This window comes from Zobellella maritima, assembly GCF_003075035.1.
Taxonomy (GTDB): domain Bacteria; phylum Pseudomonadota; class Gammaproteobacteria; order Enterobacterales; family Aeromonadaceae; genus Oceanimonas; species Oceanimonas maritima.
Map to the genome: position 1 here is coordinate 1,186,092 of NZ_QCZE01000001.1, position 16,240 is coordinate 1,202,331.

Genomic DNA, 16,240 nt, shown 5'->3' on the forward strand with positions numbered 1-16,240 from the left:
CTTGATAAACTGCCCCTCATCGCCAGGGATGGGTCATGGCAGGTCTGCATTTAGACCTGAACTTTACGGCACAATCAGGATCAGTTATTTAACGGGGCACGGTTATCCTTGCTCAGGGTGCTATTAATCAGGTTATTGGGGCGTATCTACCTGCAGGCATAATACCAGGTTTAGAGCCCCAAACATCCAACCCAAAACAGGACGGCGGGTCAAATAACTGACACACAGGATAATGGATTTCGAGACACAATCAAACAGCCGAATCCTGAAATTAATGCATTGAGGCCTGCCTGCTTTATAAATAACTGATAAAGATACAGCACCATTTCGTGACAGAAGTCATGATTCGACAAGCAAACTCTCAGCGTCACGGTCGTAAAATATCCCCTTCCATGAGCATTCATTGCAGTCAGAGGCGCGCGGAGACTCAGGAGACGAGATTGCTCGCTTTGACGAGGAATTTCAACCCAGCCTAACATACAGTGAAGTTCGTATTGGGTTGAGACATCGAGCGCCATGCCCTCAGGGCGATCCTGGGTTCGAACCTGATATCTGTAGCACAATTAGGTACAGTTTTTTATTCAATAACAGGGCACATCCATTCACGGCCATCAATCAAATGGCATCAGGCTCGGCTGTGCTTCAAGCGGCGTAACAAGAAACCCGATAACACATCCATTGTCATTTGGTTGTCTTGTTACTGAAATAAAATACCCATAAATTGGACCGCCTTGCCGGCAGAGCCGGACAAGGCGTTAAGGACATTTATTAACGTTCACGTGTATTGCAGGAGTCTCTCATTCAAGCGACATCCCGCTTGATGAGACCGACATCACCTAGAAACACATGCCGGTCGGCTTTTTACCCTGTTTTTCAAGCATGGCACAGTGCCTGTTATCAATGCCGTCTCCGCCTATAGAGAATGTTTTTTGCACCCCGGAGGAGCTATTTACCTGGCCGGCCTGAACGGATACCATACCCAGGGAAAAAACGACGGTAAGCAACAACGAAGTCAAGGTTTTCATGGTGTTTACCTCTTTCATCGTAAAAGTTGAGTTTACTGTCAATGTATTGATGACAGTTGCCAGTATAGACGGGCCGCTCCCCTCATTTCTTACGTAAAAACACCTTTAACTGTTAGTTAAAAATAAAACCCTCCCCATTCATGTCTTTATTCGACAATGGATATATACCGGGAGGCCCACCATGAAGCTTATCCACGCGCACTTGCACCAGGGTTCGAAGCGGGCCCGTTATATGGTGACATTCGCCGGCCTGATGCTTGGCCTGCTACTGTACAGCGGTGGCTTGTCTGCCCGGGATACTCGCCTCAATGGCTTTGTGCTCGACGATGCCCTGGTGCCGATTAACGAGATACTGCCGGGTGGCCCTCCCCGGGACGGCATCCCCGCCATCGACAAGCCGGTATTTATCGGCGCCACCGAGGCAGACAGAATACTGTCGCCGGACGATGAAGTCATCGGCCTGGTCCACCTCGGCGAGGTAAAGGCCTATCCGGTCGCCATCCTGAACTGGCATGAGGTGGTCAACGACCGTCTAGGGGAAGATCCTGTTGCCGTTACTTATTGCCCCTTGTGCGCGACCGCCACCGTATTTATTGCCGAATTGGATGGCAGGACACTGGAATTTGGCGTTTCCGGTCTGCTCTATAACAGCAATGTACTGCTTTATGATCGCCAGAGTGAATCCCTCTGGTCGCAGGTCATGGCTCGGGCCATTTCCGGGCCCATGAAGGGGCGCATGCTGAACACGTTGCCGCTGTCGCTCACCTCCTGGCAGAGCTGGTACCGGCGCCATCCAGACACCCGGGTGCTGTCGGCCGATACCGGTTATTTCCGCGAATATGAGCGGGACCCATACAGGCGCTATGCCACCATCAACAAGCTGATGTTTCCGGTGCGCAGCCAGAGCCGTGCCCTGCCCCTCAAGGAAATGGTGACCGGCCTGGTGGTCAATGGCGAGGCCAAGGCCTATCCACATCGGATCCTGAACAAATCCGGCGGGCCCCTTTTTGATACCCTGGGCGGCGAGCGCCTGCGTATTACCCTGGATCCGGCAGGCAACCCGCACTTTTTCAGCGAAGATGGCCGGGAGCTAAGCGGGCAGCCGGGCTACTGGTTCGCCTGGTTTGCCTTTTATCCGGAGACCGCCATCTTCGGGCAATAGCGGGCGGCAACCATTTGCTACTGCCGGTCACCGCACCGCTTCCCGGCGGTAGATCACCCTGTCATGGCCACGTAGCGCTGTTTCTCCGGCGGTGATCGTCAGGGTGGCAGTCGGATCCAGCAACGCCGCTTCTCCCGGGGTTTTCAGCCAGGTTTCCACCTCGGCCCGGATCTGAAACTCGGCGGCCTCCGCATAGGCTGCCACCTCAATGCCGTCTGTTGCCTGCGTCAGGCCGGGCAACCCGGCATCGTTTTCGGGCTCGGCGACCAGCGACACCGGCTGGGTGGCGAAATTGAAGTCATTATCCTCCACCAGGCTGCCTTCCTGGCTGAAGTACTGCAGATAGACCGGCATGGTACCCTCTGTTTCCGCCGCCAGCCCCAGATCGCTGATCATCAGCTGGCCATAGCGCAGTTCGGCGTTCTCGACCAGTGCTTCCCGGCTGTCCAGGCTCCACGGCAAAGTCAGCGGCTGATTATCCACCCCGTCGCTGCCAATCTCGATCGCCAGCTCCAGCTGCTCATCGATGGCTCTGGCATTGAAGGCGGTAAGGCCCTTGGGAAAGGCCCACTCATTGTCGCTGACCCGGATCTGGTGCTGGCCATCGGCATTCACTTGCACCGTCACTGGCATGGCGGTGCCGTCTAGCGACATCTCATCGGAAATCAGCGCCAGGCCGATATTGTCGATGTTCAAGCCGCCGGCAAACTCACCGTGGTAGCTGGGTAAGGCCTGGCCATTGACATCAAGGGCCTGCACAGTAAACACCGGCCGGGCGCTGAAGGTCAGCGCCCGGCCCGCATACACCTGGTTGCCGGTAACCTGCCCCGCAACTGAGCCAACCACACCCAGTGCGTCGGGTACGGTACGGCCCAGTAGCGCCTGGTCACCCGCGGTTTCCAGGAGACAGTTATCCCCCTGCTCCGCATAGGGGGCGCAATGTGACGGCACGCTTGCCTCAATCAGCGCCACCTGGGAGATGGCCTGCGAGGAATAAAACTGTGCTTCATTAGCCTGACTGAAATCCACCACCGCCTGGTTAAAACCGGTCACGGCTGCCAGATTGGCATTCAGCTCAGTTATCTCGATACCAGCGATGGTCGCGCTATATTCCGCCAGCAAGGCATTACCCTCGCCATAGGCCTGAAGTGTCAACGGAATCACCTGACCGGCTTTCGCCAATACCCTGCAACTTTGCTGGTGCTGCTCATAGACAAAACCCAAATCGGCGCCGCAATCGCTGCTTTGATTGGTCCATTTCAGCTGCTTGGGCACAAAGGTAAGGTCTGTTATGTAACTGCCACCGGCGATATTGTCGTCTGCAGCTTTCAGGCTAAGTTCAATCTGTGCGGCCTTATCATAACTGACCTGAATATCCTGATTAATGGGCAACTCGACCAGCCCACTCAGGGCCTGAATCCCATTATTTCCATAACGGTAGGTGAGTGTACCGCTGCCGTCATGGCTAACGATAAAGGTCGCACCGGTAACCGAGGTGCTGTCGGCACTGAGCCTGATGGTGGCATTGCCATAGACATAGCCGATACCAGGGTTGATGGTTGGCTCCAGGGGAGTCGTTGAAGAATAGGGCCTGAAATTAATGCTGGTGTTTTTTTTCATCTTCAGATCTATGACATTCACCGCACCATAAACCTGACCACCATGATTCATTTCCAGCTTGCCTTCAGCATACAGATAGCCATAGAGCTGGCCATCTACTTTGACTTTACCAGACTCTTTCTCCTTGTTATAAGAAAACAACTTCAGCCAGGTTAAATTCTCTGCATTCCCTAAAATTGTCTGATTATTATCCTTATCATCATCACCCAACTTTAAGGTATCATAAACATATAAATATACATCACCCTTGGGGATCAACTTACTTCCTTTCTTCACATGAAGAGACTCAATCCAATAGTTACCCGGTTCCAGATACAGGACACTGTCGCCTTCAAGCTTCAGATCACCAATAACAACATCATCTTCAACAGAGAGCGTTGCCTGACAATCCTTGAGTTTTATTTCTTTATACTCACTCCCATCAATAACAGAGTCACATTCAACCTTGGTGTTAGATGTAGAAAACTCAAATTCAGGAAGCGAAAATGATGGTCCATTTTTCTTGGTCAACTGACATGACTGATTGTCACATTTTCCATCAAGCTTTTTCTCATCAGAGAAAAAGTCAATCTGGCCATTGTTTGTTCCATAAATACGAGCACTGTCATCCATATCTATCTCACCATCCGCATGGCTCTGTGCCGCATAGGGAAACAGCTGTTCGACAGACTGGCCGTAAGTAACCATGGAGACAAACAGAGTCAGCACCAGAGAAAAGCTTATCTTTTTCACTTAATCACCTCCACTTCCAGGCTGCGCACAACATTCAGTGCATTGCTGCCGCAATTACCGGTGGCCCTGATGTAGTACAGGGTTTCATTGTTGATATTCATAGACTGCTGAACACCGGCATTGGCGCTGCAACCATTGATTTCCAGTTCGATATCGGCAATCGGGGTATCCTGGGCCGTGGCCATTTGCTGGTAGATGGCGTTTTCCAGCACACTGTCGGCGGCAAGTCTGGCACGCAGCGCCATGGTTTCAAAAGCCAGGTTGCGACTGCTCTGATTGGTGAGGGTTACCATGGCCGACATCAGTACCGCCATCAGTAATATCATGAAGATCACGCTGATCAACATGCTGCCCCGGATGCTAGGGTTCATAGAGCACCCTTATCTGCTGGGGAAAGGCGAGCGGTCCCTCCCTGGTCTGCAATACCAGCTCCAGCCCGAATACCTGGGTCGCCACCTGATAATCGGCAGCTTCAAAACGGGTTTGCTCGGTCAGACCGGACAGCATCAGTATCTCCTGGCTGCCATCCCACTGTTCGCCCGTTTTTTCATTGCGCGTCAGCTCACCTGCCGCCAGGCAATATCGTACCTGGCGTGGATGCAACAAAGTATAACGCCGGGCCGGGCTGCTTTTGGGAAAGGTCATGACGGACGAGTTGCCGTTGTTATTGCCATTGCCGTTGCCGTTGCCATTGCCGTTGCCGTTGCCGTTGCCGTTGCCGTTGCCGTTGCCGTTGCCGTTGCCGTTGCCGTTGCCGTTGCCGTTGCCGTTGCCAGACGAGTATACAAGGCGATCACTGGTGTCAACCTCCGGCTGAAAATTGATTCCCTCCGGCTGGTCAGCCGGATACGCGGACCAGTTGTCATCATCGCGCTCTGCCATGATGGCAATATAAGAGGCAGATAGTGTCTGGTACTGCAAAGGCACCGGCAGGATAAAGGTAATATTGCCGGAGCGGGGATTGCCCTGGTATTTGCCCGAGGCCAGCACGGGCACAAAGTACAGGCAGCCATCCTCGATACGTACGCTGGGGCCGTAGGCCGCGCCCAGCTCACGGGTCAGCCGCTCGATGGCAAACCGGCCATGGCTCAGGGCTTCGGAGCGCTCGTGGGTTCCCTGGTACAGACGCGCACTGTCGGCAATAAAACCGCTGCCAAAGGCCCCGGCAATGGCCATCAGCACCAACACCACCACCAGCTCCAGCAGGGTAAAGCCTCGGGCCCTCATCGGATATTGTACCTGTGCAGGACAAAGTCAATGCTGGCCCCAGCCGGTGGCGACACCTTGATTTCCACCACCTTGTAGGTGGCAACGGCGCCTTCCGTGACACACACAGACACCCCGTAGCCCTGGTAGTAGTCGGCATCCAGCCCCATGGCGGTGGCCAGCTGATCACCACTGATGTCGTTGGGCTCGCACCAGTCGTGAAAGTCATCGACATCATCAAAGTCAGCCAGGCCACTCTCATTGGCATCACTGCCAAACTGATTGACGTTGGTGCAATTGGCGGCGCACAAGGACTGCTGTTCCGGCTTGTTTTGTTCGTCGTACTTCACCGCAAACAGCTGTTCGCTCAGGGCCTGGGCCAGGCTGACGGCCCGCACCTGGAACACGGGATCCAGCCGCTGCTTCTGCTGACCGTAAAAAAACAGGCTGCCCCCCGCCAGCACCAGGCCGAGCAGGGCGATGCCCAGCACAAACTCCAGCAGGCTGATGCCGCTATCATGGCGATGGTTACGGCAGATCATGAACATAGCCCTCGGGTTCAATGCGTACCGTCACCCCCCCCAGGCTGATATCGACCGGTGAAGTGACCCGCACCAGGCTGCCCGCCTGCTCGATATAGGGCCGGCCCAGCCAGGCCTCTTCGCTCAGCAGGCCGCCGGATGCGGTGGTGCCGAACTGGATAATAAAAGGAAGGGACTCCGTCGCGCTGATGGCTTGGGACTGATTGATGCCGAGCAAGGGGCCTTGCTGGGGGTAGCTGTCGGCCAGGGCATCATCGCAATTGTCGGCAATACCGAAGCGTGTCGTTGTGAGCACCAGCCGGCCACATTGCGCCAACGGCTGACCCGAGTTGAAGGCATCCGGATCGTTCATCGCCCTCAACTGGGCCAGGCGCAGCAGGGCGACCAGCCGCTCGGCATCGAGCCGCTGCTCAATGCCGGGCCCGAACGACAGCCGCGGCACGGCCACCGCCGACAGAATGCCGAGCAGCACCACTACCGCCAGCACTTCGACCAGGGTAAATCCGGAGGGTTTCATGGAAGGAATCAATAAAAAAGGCGGCCAGGCCGCCTGTAATATTAAGCCGGCTTTAGCAACCGGAACCGTCCAATGTGATATTAGGCCGCTGGTTTTGACCAGTCGCCTCCACATAGGTTACCGAACAATCCTCGCCTACCCGAGCTTGGGGTACTATCTGCAGGCTCTTGGCGGTACTGTCGGCAGTATACTTGTAGTCTACCGAAGTACTGGTGGCACTGGAGGCACTAATATCCAACACCTTCAAAATGCCGTCTGCTGTTGCAGCTGGGTAGCCGTAGGCCAAGTCGGCAGTCACCCCGTCGCCCAGACTAACATCCGCGGCGGTAGCAGCTTTATCCTTGCCTGCCAGAATTGCCTTGGTATTAGCCATAGTGGTGCCCGATTCTATCGCATTTTTCAATCCCTTCAGATTCGACTCATAGGCATCGCCCTGCAAGTCCAGCAACTTGGGAGCGGCCACGGCACCCAGTATACCGAGGATAACGATCACGATAACCAGTTCAATCAGGGTAAAACCTGCTTGTTTTTTCATAATATATCTCTTGTTGTATTTGTTTGCCACTGTTCAATAATTAATCAATTACTGATAAAAACCAACCACTTACCTTATGCGCCAAGCAACCATAATCATACTGATAGTAGGGATTATAATCTAGACTTTTCGACTGAAATAACACCAGAAAACGGGCTATCTGCCCGGCACCGCATCCACCATATCCCACATCGGGGTAAAGATGCCCAACGCCAAAATCAGCACCATCACGGCGATGCCCACTATCATGATTGGCTCGATTTTGGCGCTCAGGTTGGCGATATCGTAATCCACCTCTTCTTCGTAGAACTGGCCCGCCTCCTTCACCATCTCATCGACCCGGCCGGTTTCCTCCCCCACGTTGAACATCTGGAGGATAAGGGGGGTAAACACTCGCCCCTCGCGAGCCACCGCCGACAAGCTGCGGCCGCCGGCCAGGCCTTCCCCCATCGCCAATATGGCCCGGGTCAGGAAGGCGTTGCCGGTAGCATTGCCCGCCAGGGTCAGCACCTGGGTGATCGGCACCCCGGCGGACAGCATCATGGCAAAGCTGCGACAGAAACGCGCCAGCAGGATCCGCTTGAGCAGAGGCCCGACGATGGGCAGCTTCAGCTGCCATTGGTGCCACCGATAACGGCCCGCATCGGTACGGATATAGTGCAACCAGAGCAGCACCAGTCCCGCCAAGGCCAGCAACAGGTAGGCGAAGTAATTAACGAAGAAGTGGGAGCTGTTGATCAACAGACGGGTGGCCAGGGGCAGCTCGGCCCCCATGCCGGCAAACATGCCGCTAAAAGCCGGGATCACATAGAGGTTGATCACCACCATGGCCGCCGCCATGGCGAACAGCACGAACAGGGGATAACGGATCGCGGCCTTGACCCGACGCCGGGTATCCAGCTCCAGCTGATAGTACTGGGCCAACTGCAGGAAGGTCTGCTCCAGCTGGCCGGTGCTTTCGCCCACTTCAACCAGGGACACGAATAGCGAGTTAAAGATATGGGGATGCTCCGCCAGGGCCGCCGCCAGGGTCTGCCCCTTGTTCAGCGCCACCGCCACCTCGCTCAGCACGGTACCAAGCACCTTGTTGTCCGTGGTGTCGGCCAGGCCCTGCATGATCCGCAGGATCGGTACCCCGGCGCGGGTCAGGGAGGCCAGCTGGCGACTGAGGATCAACAGCACCTCCGGTTTGACGCCCCGTTTGAAGTGCTGCTTCAGCTCGGGCCAGACACGACTCCTGCCGGCGGGCTTGACCTCGATCGGCATCAGGCCCGACTGTATCAGGCTGTCGCCCACCGCCTCTATGCTGGCGGCATCCATCTGGCCGCGGCTTAATTGCCCCAACCGGTCCCGGGCCCGATATTCAAACAGTGGCATCAGTCAAGCCACTCCGCCAGTCGCAGCACTTCCTGCACCGAGGTCTGCCCGCCCATGGCCAGATCCAGCGCCGAGCAGGCCAGGGTCTTGAAGTCATCCTGCAAGTCCACCAGCCGGGTAAAGGTCTCGATATCCCGCTCGCGCAGGGCATCGGCCATGTCGCGGTTGATTTCCAGCCATTCGAACACCCCTACCCGACCCTTGTAGCCGGTATGATTACAGCCGGCACAACCACGGCCCTGATAAAAGTCCCCCTGCTCCGCCGCCGGGTTCAGGTGCAACAGGAACTGCCGCTCCCCCACATCCGGCTGATAGGGCTCCCGGCAGTGCTGGCACAGTCGGCGCACCAGGCGCTGGGCCAGCACCCCCTTGAGGGTGCTGGCCACCAGATAACCGGGTACCCCCATGTCCATCAGTCGCACTGCCGTGCCTGGGGCGTCATTGGTATGCAGAGTAGACAGCACCAGGTGGCCGGTAAGAGCGCCGCGCATGGCGATTTCGGCGGTCTCCTGGTCACGTATCTCACCGATGAGCAGCACATCCGGATCCTGCCGCAGGCTGGTGCGCAGCACCCGGGCAAAGGTCAGGCCTATCTTGCTATTCACCTGTACCTGGTTGATCCGGGGCAGGCGATACTCGACCGGATCCTCAACCGTGATGATCTTGCGCTCCGGAATATTCAGTTCGTCGAGGGCACCGTAGAGGGTGGTGGTCTTGCCGCTGCCGGTAGGACCGGTCACCAGGATAATACCATGGGGGCTGGCCAGCTTGCGGCGAAAGGCCTCCTGCAGGGCCGGCGGCATGCCGGAGCCGGACAGCCCCTGCAGGCCCCGGGACTGATCCAGCAGCCGCAGCACCACTGCCTCGCCGGCCTGTACCGGCATGGTGGCCATGCGCACATCGATTCGCCGGTTCTTGATGGTTAGCTCGAAGCGGCCGTCCTGAGGCAGGCGACGTTCGGAAATATCCAGGCCGGCCATCAGCTTGAGCCGCGACAGCAGCGCCGGGGCGATGGCGATGTCCTTCAGCTCGGTTTCCTGCAGCACACCGTCTACCCGCATGCGCAGGCGGATCAGGTTTTTCTCCGGCTCGATATGGATGTCGGACGCGCCTATCTGCAGCGCATCTTCCAGCAGGGAATTGAGCAGCTTGGCCACCGTGGCCTCGCTGTCATCCAGCAACTCGGTGCTGATCAGGCTGACGCTGGAGCCATGCTCCACATGGAGCTGGCCGGCGAGGCTGGCGATATCCTCGGTACGCCGGTACAGCTGATCATAGAGGGTGAGTAACTGGCTGTGAGACGCCACCGCCAGCTGAACCTCCCGAGGCGCCAGCAGACGGCTGATCGCATCCTGGGTATCCAGTTCGGCCGGATCCGACAGTACCACTGTGGCCCGGGTCTCGTCGGCAGCGACCACCAGGGCCCGGTGGCGGCGGGCATAGACCTCCGACAGCAGCTTGACGGCGTTGGGGTCAATTTGCACCTTGTTGAGATCCAGCAGCGGCAGATCCAGCTGCGCGGCCACAAAGCCCAGCAGCTCCAGCTCAGTCATGATCCCCATACTGACCAGATGGGAACCCATGCGGCCGCCTTCGCGCCGTTGCCGGTCAAGCACGGTTTCCAGCTGCTCCGAGGTAATCACCTCGTTCTCGAGCAGTAATTCGCCCAGGCGTTTAGTGAGTTTGCGCTGAACCATGCTGCTCCAGTTGCTGCTGAACAAACCGCAAAGAGGCATTGCCGAGATCGGTGCTGGCCAGTGCCTGCCGGTAGGCCGACACAAAATCCTGCCCCTGGGCATGCTGACACAGGCCCAGCGACAACCACCAGGCGCCCACTCCCGGAGACTTTTCCAGCAGGCGGCGATACAGGCCGATCGCCGTGGCACAGTCACCGCTACGCCTGGCCATCTCCGCTTTCAGGCTGTAATAGTCCAGATGCCTGCCCAGTTCCGGCCCGGCCTGGTCGAGCACGGCGAAAGCAGCCTCGAAACGCGACTGCTCCGCCAGCAGGCGGGCCAGCGCCAGGCGCAGGTCCGCATGGTCAGGGGCCAGCTCCAGGCCCTGTTGCAGCTGTATTCTGGCTTCGTTCAGCGCTCCCCGGCCATACTGCATGGCCGCCAGCTGTAGGCGAACATCCTGCTCATCGGGGTATTCCGCCAGCAGCTGACCCAGACGGTATTCGGCGCGGGCCCATTCCCCATTAGCCAGGGCAGCATCGACCTGCTCCCGGGTTTGCTGCACCTGCTGTGCCCGGCTCAGGGTCACCTCGGTAATGCTCAAATCCCCGCTTGGGGCCGGCAGCTCAGTCGTCAGGTCGGCCCATTCGGCCGCCTGCCATTCATCGGCCCACTCGGCCGGCGGCTCGCTTGGCTCACTGGCCCAGCCGGTCGGGATCCAGGATGACAGCAGGGCCGCCAGCAAGCCCAGGTAAGTAGGTTTTCTCATAACATGCCCGATCTGATATTGGCCAGGGGCGCCGGCAACGGCGGATACCATTTTTCCAGTAACTCTCGCGAGCGCTGCAGCTCGCTTTGCCAGGTATTTTCATTGACCACCACAGGGCGCAACATGATTACCAGTTCACTCTTTTTCGTGGCCAGCTTGCGGTTCTTGAACAGGTTGCCCAATACCGGAATATCACTCAGCAGAGGCACGCCGGAGTTCTGTTCGCTCTCGGTTTCCTGCATCAGGCCACCGATAATGATCAGCTCGCCGGAGCGGGCTTCGACCACGGTGTCGGACTCGCGGATACTGCTGCGCGCCAGGGGCAGGCTGATGACATCGCTGCCGAAGTTGATGGTCTTGGTGCTGTCTTCCACCTGGCTGACCGATGGATGAACATGAAGCAGTACGCGGTTATCATCGGTGATCTGCGGGGTAACATCGAGGGAGATGCCGGAAAAGAACGGCGTCAGCTCGATCTCCGGGGTGGTGGTGGTCGAGGTACCCGTGGTGGTGGTGACCGAAAAGTCGGTGACAAAATATTCATCCGTGCCCACCTTGATCACCGCCTTCTGGTTGTTGCTGGCGGTTACCCTGGGGTTGGACAGGGTATTCACCTCGCCCTGGGTCTGCAGCAGGTTGACCACTGCATTGAAATTGCCATCGGTAATGTTAAACACCACGCCCCCGCCCAGCAGCTTTGCCAACGGATTGAGCTGCAGTGTCCCGGTCGGATAGCTCAGGGCACTGTCGGCGGTCACCAGAGGATCGGGGGAACGGCTGGCGCTGCTGCCGGCAGTCAGGTTGCTCCAGTCGATGCCCTGCTCGTAGCCATCATTGAGCTCCACCTCGATAATCCGCGCCTCCAGTACCACCTGACGCTTCAGCTGACGCTCGGCCCGGGTCAGAAAATCTTCCACCAGGACCAGCTCATCGGGGGCGGCCCGTACGCTGATCAGCCCGGACTGGGGATTGGTGACCACAGCCCTGCCCTCTTTATCGCCAAGCAGCCGGCTCAGGGCGGACTCCAGATCCTTCCAGAAATCGCTGTTGGCGCTGGTGTTGATGCGGGTGCCACTGTTGTCGCCGTCGTTATCGCTGCTGCTCAGGCTGCTGCCGCTGATCGCCGTTTGCGACAGCCCTTCCCGGCTCAGCATCAGGTAATTGACATTGAAGGTGCGGGTACGGACTCCGGAAGGAAATATCTGATAGATAGGGCCTTTTTTCTGAACACCGTAACCATAGAGGCCGGAAAGCGCATCCAGCACTTCCGGCAGGGTTACCTGGCGCAGATTCAGGCTGATGGTGCCGTCCACCTCCGGATGCACGGCAATACTGATATCCTGCTCGGCGCCGAGGGCGGTAAAGAACACCCGGGCATCCACCTCGCTGGCGGCAATATCAAAACGCCGCTGCCGAGCCGAGGCCGCCGACGGCACCTGACGCGCGGGGCCGGCCAGCAGCTCCCGTTCTACCGCTGCCGGCACAGGATCCGGTCGAAAGGCCATCGCCTCCTCCAGGACGGACTTGGGCAGGGAGCCGTCCGGGGCGCTGACACAGGCCGCCAGCAATGTACTCAACAATACAACAACAGGCTGTCTTGGCACCAAAATCATGGCATATCCTGTTCGGTCAATGAAGAAAAAAGCCTGAGTTCAAGCGACTCCCCCTGAGCGTCCAACTTAACCTGCCGCCGGCCGATATTCACCAGCCGGTAGTTGCCGACCTTATCACCCAGCCGGTAGTACCGGCCATCGATAATGGCACTGGCGGTGCCTCCCCCGTGCAACACCGCCTGCAGGCTGTACGCGGGCTGCGTCACCGCGGCCGTGACGGGTGTTGGCGAGGCATCAGACGCCTCCGCCAGGGGGCGGGTGGGATCCTGGAATACCGGTGTTGTACTCAGCATCAGCCACAGCAGGGGATTAACCACGCAACAACTCCTTATGATCACTCAGGGTGAAAAAATCCAGCCGAATCAGTGCATCCGGGTACCGCTCCAGTTCAAAATCCAGGTCCTGCCAGTACAGTTTGCCTTGCAACGACTCCAGCCGGCGCACATAGTCCAGCAGCTGGCGGTAGCTGCCCCTGAGCTGCAGACTGATCCCGTGCCGGTACAGGGTACCGCCGGCAGGGGTGGCCATGGCCTGCGCCGGCCGGTTCTGCAGCTGTACCAGCTGCAAGCCGTTTTCCCGGGCCAGTATATCCAGCAGCAATTGGGCCATCTGCTCCGGCCCCACCAGGCTTTGCAGGCGGCCCTGCACTTTATCATCAAGGCGGTCCAGGCGCTGCCTGAGCTGCTCAATTTGCTGCCGCTGCTCCGCCCGGGACAGGGTGGCAATCATGTCATTGAGTTCGTCACTGCTTTTCTTACGTTCTGCCAGGGTCCGGTACAGCTGTGTTTCATCGGCAAGCAGTTGCTGTTGCCGGACCAGAACCGTGGCTTCAAATACCAGCAGCCCCACCCAGGCCAACAGGGCCCAGCCGGCACTCAGCAGCAACCAGCGCTCACGAGGGCCGCGGGCCATAAACAGACGCCGTAATACGCTCAGGGAGAGGCCCTTCATTTGCTTGCCTGTCGATCGCTGTGCAGGGTAAAGAACAAGGTGTCCCCCTGGCCCTGACGGATTTCCAGCCGACCAAAGTCGCGCCCGTGCAGGGAGTCGGTTTGTCTAAAGCCCAGGATCCAGGCGGGCACCGCCTGGGCGTGCCGGGCGGCACCCTTCAGGGTCATGGCCTCGCCCGACAGCGTTAGCCCCTGCAGGGACACATCCCGCCATGGTACCGAGGCCAGGTCGGTTAGTACCGACCCATAAGACGCCAGGTTATCGCTGCTAAGCAACGCCAACATTTGCTGTTGCTCCCGCACATGCTGCATCAATCGCTCAAGCTCCCCTTCATCCTGACTACGTGTCAGCTTCCTGACCTCCTGCTGTAAACGTTCGAGATCAGCTTGTGCTTCATCGGCTTGAGCCTGCAAGCGGCGATTTTCCTCCCCCTGCCGGAGATTTTCCCATCCGCTGATAGTAAAGACCAGCGACCAACCCAACAGGATCAGCAAGACCCCTGCCAGCCCCCACGCCGGGGTTGGCCAGCTTGAATCGGGCTTCAGCGCGGCCTGATAAAACTCAATCCGTTTTTTCATCGTTCTCCCGCTGCAATATGCCCAGTGCCGGCAAGGCCTGGGGAGGCAGCTCGCCTGCGGTCAAGGAGCGGGTCTGCATATTAAAGACCCGGACTATCGACTGCTGCAGGGCCGGTGTCACCCATTCCGGCATGGCCAGATACCAGTGCTCCGGGGGCGCCAGTTTCAGCTGGCCGGTGGCATAGTCGATGCTACGCTGCAGCTCCAGCAGCAGGTTGTCGACATTGAACGCCTCGGCGGAAGCCGACTCATCATCCAGCGACTGGAAACCACGGATAATACGCGAAAACTGCCATTGCTGCTGATGAATAAAGAGCAGGGTCAGTTCCTGGCCCGGGGCCTTGTACAGCACCAGACCATGGTTCTCCATTGGCAGCAGGTTGGCCATGGCCAGTTCGTCTACCCCTATGGTGATCACCTTGCACAAGGGGCTAATGGCCTGTACCAGGCCGGCCAGCCGATCCCGGGGGCTGTAATAGACGGCGATCTTCGCTTCCCCCTGGGGTGAGGGCGGCAGATCGATATAGTCAAACAACAGGTTGTCGACCGGCTCATTGACCAGGTCGCGCACGCACCAGGGCAAGGCCTGGGGCAGCTCCTCATCCGGCAGCTTGGGTTTGGGCAACTGCAGTTGCTGATACCAGCCGCGTCCCAATGCCAGTTGAATCCCCCGCCCCTGCCACTGTTGCTCCTCGATAAACGACACCAGCGCGGCCTCGGCCGTCTCATGTCGGGCTATCGGCCTTAGGCACACCCGGTTCTGATCCCGCTCGTCGATTGCCAGGATGTTTTCCTGGGTCAGGTACATCCCCAGCCTGGCGATGGGCTTGGTCTTGTTGAACCCCTTGAATCTCAGTCGCATCTGGCCCGTACCACAAACAGAAAGGCGCAGTATAAACAGATAAAAATGTTTTATAAACGGACAGTAAAGGCGATTTCATAAAGCAAGCATCCGGATATCGGCAGAGAACAGCGTCGACCATCCTCCCCTTCCCGTTATTTTGCCCCTATCGATTAGATGAAGGTCAGGGTGAGATAGACGACCAGGGGAATGGTGAATACCGACATGGCATTGCCCAACAGGACAATGCTGGCCATCTTGTCGGGTTGGCAGCGGAACTGCTCGCAGAGCAGGTAATTCAACACCGCCGGCGGTAACATCACCGACAATGCCAGCAAACGTAACCAGTCGTCGGTCAGGGGCAGCCACCAGGCCAACAACAGCAGCGTCGCCGCCCCCACCAACAGGTAACTTATGTTTACCCTGAAGGCCAGCCCCAGGTTACCCATTTCTCCCTCGGAAAGGCGCACGCCCAGGGCAAACAGCATCAGCGGCACCGCCATCTGGCCCAGCAGCTCGGCCGAGGTAATGATAAATTCGGGCAGCAGGGCGGGATAATCCGCCAGTCCCATGCCCAGCGCCGCCGCCCAGACAATGGGGTTTTTCAGCCACTGCCAGGGGCCCGCTTCCCGGGACAGGATAAACAGCCCGAGGGAAAAGTGGACCAGGTTCGAGAGCACGAACAATATCACTATGGCCCCCAGTTGCTCGGCGCCATAGGCCAGCATCATCAGTGGAATGCCGATATTGCCGGTATTCCGGAACATGCCGGCCAGCACCAGGGTCCGTCGCTCCAGGCCCTTGAAGCTGAACAGGCTCAAAAGCACCCCAGGCAACAGGATGATCAGCACCCCGGCCACCATCAAGGGCCAGCTGCCAGACAGCGAGACCGGGTTGTTGATCAGTGCGGAAAATACCAGGGCCGGACAAAAGACGGCGACATTGGCGAGATTGACAAACCCCATGTCGGCGCGAGCCTGACGACGGCCAAACACAAAGCCCACCGCCACTACGGCAAACACGGGCACCACAATATTAAGCAAGGTCAGTAACATAAGGATGGCCGGCGACAAAAGCCCGCAGTATGGCCTGCCTG

At 58.0% G+C, this 16,240-nt stretch carries 16 protein-coding genes; 1 reads left to right on the forward strand and 15 read right to left on the reverse strand.

The genetic code is table 11. The features are described 5' to 3' along the window. The first annotated feature begins 1,206 nt into the window (after positions 1 to 1,206). Complete coding sequence (locus DCS96_RS05395) at positions 1,207 to 2,187, forward strand: DUF3179 domain-containing protein (RefSeq protein ID WP_198649929.1); 981 nt, start codon at positions 1,207 to 1,209, stop codon at positions 2,185 to 2,187. A 27-nt stretch (positions 2,188 to 2,214) separates the two neighbouring features. On the opposite strand, the gene DCS96_RS05400 is transcribed toward DCS96_RS05395, so the two are convergent. The 15 genes from DCS96_RS05400 to DCS96_RS05470 all read right to left on the reverse strand — a co-directional run bounded on the left by DCS96_RS05400 (position 2,215) and on the right by DCS96_RS05470 (position 16,199). After that, positions 2,215 to 3,948, reverse strand: a complete 1,734-nt coding sequence (locus tag DCS96_RS05400) for a DUF6701 domain-containing protein (protein ID WP_157953583.1) — start codon at positions 3,946 to 3,948, stop codon at positions 2,215 to 2,217. Between the two features lie 587 nt (positions 3,949 to 4,535). Beyond that, positions 4,536 to 4,910, reverse strand: coding sequence for a hypothetical protein (locus DCS96_RS05405; protein WP_116473298.1), 375 nt, complete (start codon positions 4,908 to 4,910; stop codon positions 4,536 to 4,538). After that, positions 4,900 to 5,766: a prepilin-type N-terminal cleavage/methylation domain-containing protein gene (locus DCS96_RS05410; protein ID WP_116473299.1), complete on the reverse strand. Its 867-nt coding sequence runs from the start codon at positions 5,764 to 5,766 to the stop codon at positions 4,900 to 4,902. The genes DCS96_RS05405 and DCS96_RS05410 overlap by 11 nt, the downstream gene beginning before the upstream one ends. After that, the gene (locus DCS96_RS05415; protein ID WP_157953584.1) at positions 5,763 to 6,287 is read right to left on the reverse strand and encodes a prepilin-type cleavage/methylation-like protein; all 525 of its coding nucleotides are present in this window, start codon (positions 6,285 to 6,287) and stop codon (positions 5,763 to 5,765) included. Before DCS96_RS05415 ends, DCS96_RS05410 begins: the two co-directional genes overlap by 4 nt. Continuing rightward, positions 6,274 to 6,804, reverse strand: a complete 531-nt coding sequence (locus DCS96_RS05420; RefSeq protein ID WP_157953585.1) for a prepilin-type N-terminal cleavage/methylation domain-containing protein — start codon at positions 6,802 to 6,804, stop codon at positions 6,274 to 6,276. Before DCS96_RS05420 ends, DCS96_RS05415 begins: the two co-directional genes overlap by 14 nt. Before the next feature lie 52 nt (positions 6,805 to 6,856). Further along, complete coding sequence (locus DCS96_RS18920; RefSeq protein WP_116473302.1) at positions 6,857 to 7,339, reverse strand: type II secretion system protein; 483 nt, start codon at positions 7,337 to 7,339, stop codon at positions 6,857 to 6,859. A gap of 156 nt (positions 7,340 to 7,495) precedes the next feature. Beyond that, positions 7,496 to 8,716 carry a type II secretion system F family protein gene (locus tag DCS96_RS05430; protein WP_116473303.1) on the reverse strand — a complete coding sequence of 407 codons (1,221 nt, stop codon included), beginning with the start codon at positions 8,714 to 8,716 and terminating at the stop codon, positions 7,496 to 7,498. After that, on the reverse strand, positions 8,716 to 10,413 hold the full coding sequence (locus DCS96_RS05435; RefSeq protein WP_116473304.1) for a GspE/PulE family protein: 1,698 nt from the start codon (positions 10,411 to 10,413) through the stop codon (positions 8,716 to 8,718). The genes DCS96_RS05430 and DCS96_RS05435 overlap by 1 nt, the downstream gene beginning before the upstream one ends. Further along, positions 10,391 to 11,161, reverse strand: a complete 771-nt coding sequence (locus tag DCS96_RS05440; RefSeq protein WP_157953586.1) for a DUF6584 family protein — start codon at positions 11,159 to 11,161, stop codon at positions 10,391 to 10,393. The genes DCS96_RS05435 and DCS96_RS05440 overlap by 23 nt, the downstream gene beginning before the upstream one ends. After that, positions 11,158 to 12,774: a pilus (MSHA type) biogenesis protein MshL gene (gene mshL, locus DCS96_RS05445; RefSeq protein ID WP_116473306.1), complete on the reverse strand. Its 1,617-nt coding sequence runs from the start codon at positions 12,772 to 12,774 to the stop codon at positions 11,158 to 11,160. The genes DCS96_RS05440 and mshL overlap by 4 nt, the downstream gene beginning before the upstream one ends. Next, positions 12,771 to 13,091, reverse strand: a complete 321-nt coding sequence (locus DCS96_RS05450; protein WP_116473307.1) for a hypothetical protein — start codon at positions 13,089 to 13,091, stop codon at positions 12,771 to 12,773. The genes mshL and DCS96_RS05450 overlap by 4 nt, the downstream gene beginning before the upstream one ends. Beyond that, complete coding sequence (gene pilO / locus DCS96_RS05455; RefSeq protein ID WP_116473308.1) at positions 13,084 to 13,725, reverse strand: type 4a pilus biogenesis protein PilO; 642 nt, start codon at positions 13,723 to 13,725, stop codon at positions 13,084 to 13,086. Before pilO ends, DCS96_RS05450 begins: the two co-directional genes overlap by 8 nt. Further along, positions 13,722 to 14,303, reverse strand: a complete 582-nt coding sequence (locus DCS96_RS05460) for a fimbrial assembly protein (protein ID WP_116473309.1) — start codon at positions 14,301 to 14,303, stop codon at positions 13,722 to 13,724. Before DCS96_RS05460 ends, pilO begins: the two co-directional genes overlap by 4 nt. Beyond that, positions 14,287 to 15,165 carry an MSHA biogenesis protein MshI gene (locus DCS96_RS05465; protein ID WP_116473310.1) on the reverse strand — a complete coding sequence of 293 codons (879 nt, stop codon included), beginning with the start codon at positions 15,163 to 15,165 and terminating at the stop codon, positions 14,287 to 14,289. Before DCS96_RS05465 ends, DCS96_RS05460 begins: the two co-directional genes overlap by 17 nt. Positions 15,166 to 15,317: 152 nt before the next feature. Next, positions 15,318 to 16,199, reverse strand: coding sequence for an AEC family transporter (locus DCS96_RS05470; protein WP_116473311.1), 882 nt, complete (start codon positions 16,197 to 16,199; stop codon positions 15,318 to 15,320). Positions 16,200 to 16,240 lie beyond the last annotated feature (41 nt).